The sequence below is a fragment of the Candidatus Hydrogenedentota bacterium genome (assembly GCA_018005585.1).
In the GTDB taxonomy this organism is placed as follows: domain Bacteria; phylum Hydrogenedentota; class Hydrogenedentia; order Hydrogenedentales; family JAGMZX01; genus JAGMZX01.
On record JAGMZX010000027.1, the window covers coordinates 27,138 to 30,579 of the forward strand.

General features: G+C 61.9%; 3 protein-coding genes. 2 read left to right on the forward strand and 1 reads right to left on the reverse strand.

The window, feature by feature from the left end; translation table 11 throughout:
- Nucleotides 1-1,662: heparinase II/III family protein (locus tag KA184_06695; protein ID MBP8129255.1), on the forward strand; the 1,662-nt coding region annotated here is incomplete at its 5' end.
- Between the two features lie 97 nt (nucleotides 1,663-1,759).
- Here the strand turns inward: KA184_06695 and KA184_06700 are convergent.
- A complete protein-coding gene (locus KA184_06700; GenBank protein ID MBP8129256.1) occupies nucleotides 1,760-2,392 on the reverse strand; it encodes a hypothetical protein in 633 nt (210 codons plus the stop codon).
- 228 nt (nucleotides 2,393-2,620) lie between these two features.
- Here KA184_06700 and KA184_06705 point away from each other — a divergent pair.
- On the forward strand, nucleotides 2,621-3,442 hold an 822-nt coding region (locus tag KA184_06705; GenBank protein MBP8129257.1), incomplete at its 3' end, for a hypothetical protein.

Genomic DNA, 3,442 nt, shown 5'->3' on the forward strand with positions numbered 1-3,442 from the left:
CGCAACTGGCTCTTGTGGCACGCCGGCGACCCTCCGGACGCAGCCCGGAAACTGCCGCCAGACCTTGCGCGGCGGGTCAGCGGCTCGTGGGTCGCGGGAATGAAGGGCCTCTCGATCCTGCGCGACGGACGCCAGGCCGCGCTGTTGCGGTTCGGCCCATCGCTGAACCACGGCGACCCCGACGACCTCGCCCTTCAGTACTACGCCGACGGCTACGAATGGACCTACGACATCGGGTACGGGCTTGGCAGTACGCATTGTCACGTCGGATGGGCTTCGAGCACCGTCAGCCACTGCCTTGTCACCGTAGATGAAAAGAACCAGCTCGGCGCGGACGGTTCCGGCGGAAGCCTGCGGTTTTTTGCCGACCTGCCCGGCGTGAAGGTCGTTCAAGCGTCGAGCGAGGCGAGTTATGCGGAACTCCAGGTCGCCAGCTACGAACGCACGGTCGCCCTCGTGGACGGCGCGTATCTGGTGGACATGTTCGAGGTCTGTGGCGGAACACAGCACGACTATGGGTTCGGAAGTTTCGGCGAGAGCCTCGCGCCTATTGGCGCGACGGACCTGAAGCCCCACGAGGGCAGCCTTGCGGAAGGCATTGCCTGGGGCCGGCTTGTGGGCGCGGACGGCGACATCAGGGGCTACCCCAACAAGCCCTACTGGAACCCACCCCCGGGGAACGGCTATGGCTTCTTCTATGACGTGCGCCGCGGCCAGCCGACGGAGACAGTATGGGGCGGCCTGTGGACCGTTACCGGCGAGCATCCGGCGACGCTGCGCGCGCTCCTCGCCGGCGACCCCGCGGAAGCGTTGTACGCCACGGCCCCCGGGCTCTACCCCCACTATCCCCCGGCCCGTTACTTGCTTGCGCGCCGCCAGGGCGACGACCTGCGGAGCACGTTTCTCGCGGTCTACGAGTCCGTACCACAAGACGGGCAGCCCGCCATCGAGGACGTCCGCCGTATCGGGCCCGCCGCGCTCGAAATACGCCGGACCGGGGACCGCCTGGACGTGATCGTCGCAGGGCCCTGCGAGGTGGATGCCGCATTCGGGCGCATCGCGTTTCAAGGCGAGTTCGCGTTGCTCGCCGGGGATGTCCAGAACGTCCATGACGTTTACACCGTTGGTTGTACGACGTTGCGTCTTGATGACCACCTGCTCGATGAGGGTTCCGCCGGATTTACCGCGACCATCACCGCCGTCGATCCCGACGCCTGCGCCGTCACGCTGGACCGCGACGCAGACCCCGCCCTGTCCGGCCAGGTGGCCGTCTTCTCAAACCCTGTCTATTCGCGCACCACGGCCTATCACGTCCGGTCCGCCGAAGGGAACCGCATCACCTTGGACGCCAGCTCGCTCAACCTCGGCGTGGGACGCGTGCAGGCCGTGCCCGACGCGAAGACCATCACGAGCGACATCCCGCACGAGTACGCGCGTTCCGTGAAGCGGCGCTCGACCCGCTTTTTCGATGGCAAACGCATCCTGGGCGAAACAGGCGCAACAGCGCGAATCGTATCGACACAACCCGGTTCCCCGCTGACGCTCACCGTCGATGATGCCGGCGCGTTTCAGCCCGGTGAACGTTTTACGTACCAGGATATTACCCCCGGCGACACGGTTCGCTTTCCGCGGATACGGCATGCGCCGGTTGCCGCGCGCTGAATTCGAAACTGAAGACTAATAAAGTCGATCGCCACGCGAACCCGCATGACGTGTCTTTGTTCCAGCGGGAATCCCTTGGAAGGCAGCTGGCATTGCGTCAAATCCACTGCAACACGCCTGCAAACAGAACGAGGCAAGTAATGTCGAAGGCGTAGATAGCGGAAACAACCCCGATCTTTCGTTTCAGGCTGTGCATGTCAAAGACGGAGAAGGCGACAAGGAAGAAGGGCAAATAGCCTATGGCGAAAATAAGCCAGGGCGCGCTCCGGCCCCACCACGCGTAGTCCCAGGTGAGCGCGCCGGCCCCATTGAGCAGAAGCTCAACGAGCACGCAAAAGATCGACCCGCTGACCGCAAAGAACACCCTGTTCGGCACGCCAAGAATCCTCAACTTCTTGTCCGCCGGGAGCATTTTCGTGAAGACAATGCCCGCGACGGCGAACATGAAGCAGAGTTCGATATTCAGGCCTATCAGGATCAGGAAAGCGCTTTTGCCCGGCGCTCCCCAGACCGGAGCATGTTGAGTAAAATGGAGGACCAGCGCGTTCCAGGTCTCGTTGAACCAGTCCATGCCCCAAAAGGCCAGCCCAGCGAGCACGAGACTCCAGTTGTTCCGTTCGACCTCGACTGTGTACACGTACACCACAAGGGCGAACAGCGGAATGACATACCATTGGAAATGACTGCCGTCACGCAGCATGCTTTGCGCTTCCAAGGCGGATGGCGTCATGTTGATTCTCCTATCCAGGCAGGACCGTCGTATCGCCACAGCGATTAACAGTAGTGACTTCATGTGCCCGTTTCAACGCTGACTGCATCACCACCGCAAGGCCTTTCCCCTTCTTTTTTGGCATAGCCGACTGGACATCAATTGGTATACGATGCACAGGCGGGTCACAGTGCAATGCCGCGCCTGGCCGCGATCCAGCGAAACTGACCGCGAAAAGGAGAAAAGGAAGTGTTTGCAGTCATTGTCTTCGCCGCCATGGGCGCCGCAGTCTGGCAGCATCCCGCCGGGATGGTCACCGGTAGCACGCTCGAGGAAGTCCGCCGGAAACTCGACACACAACCTTGGGCTCGCGCTGTCTATGATGCGCAAAAGGCAAGCGTCTCCGTCTGGATGGACCCTTCTTCAGCGGGATTGGAGCAGGTCTTCCCAAAACGCCGCGGCAATGTCTACCACAACTTCTCCTGTCCCGGTTGCCGGGTCCGGCTCACGTTCGAGGCGTTCAACCCCGGACCGTTCACGTGCCCGGCCTGCGGCAAGATCTACGCGCCGGATACCGACGCCGGTATCTACCCGGAGGGTGATATTTACAACGGTACCATGTATGACGGCTGGGCTTGTCTCTTTTACCTGCAGTCGGCTACCGCCGCGGCGGACATCGCCATCATCGGCCGCACGGAGAACAGCGCCGCGCACCTTGCCCGGAGCCGCGAGTTATTGCTTCTCTTCGCGAACACCATAAGCAATTGTCCCACCGACCACGCGCACGACGGCGATTCGGCGCGTATTCTCACCTACAAGCGCGAAGGCGACAACAAGATACTCTCGGACCTGGCCGTAGCATACGAATTGTGCCGTGATTCCATGACGGCGGAAGAACGGGCACGGGTGGAAACCGGCGTTTTGCGGCGTATGCTCGATGACGTAATGATGGAGCCCATCTACACGTACGACCACAACAACGTGTACCAATGGTACCGCACCATCATGCAGACCGCCGCGTGCCTGGAACGCGACGACCTCGTGGATTGGTGCTTCGGTTACGGCGCATTT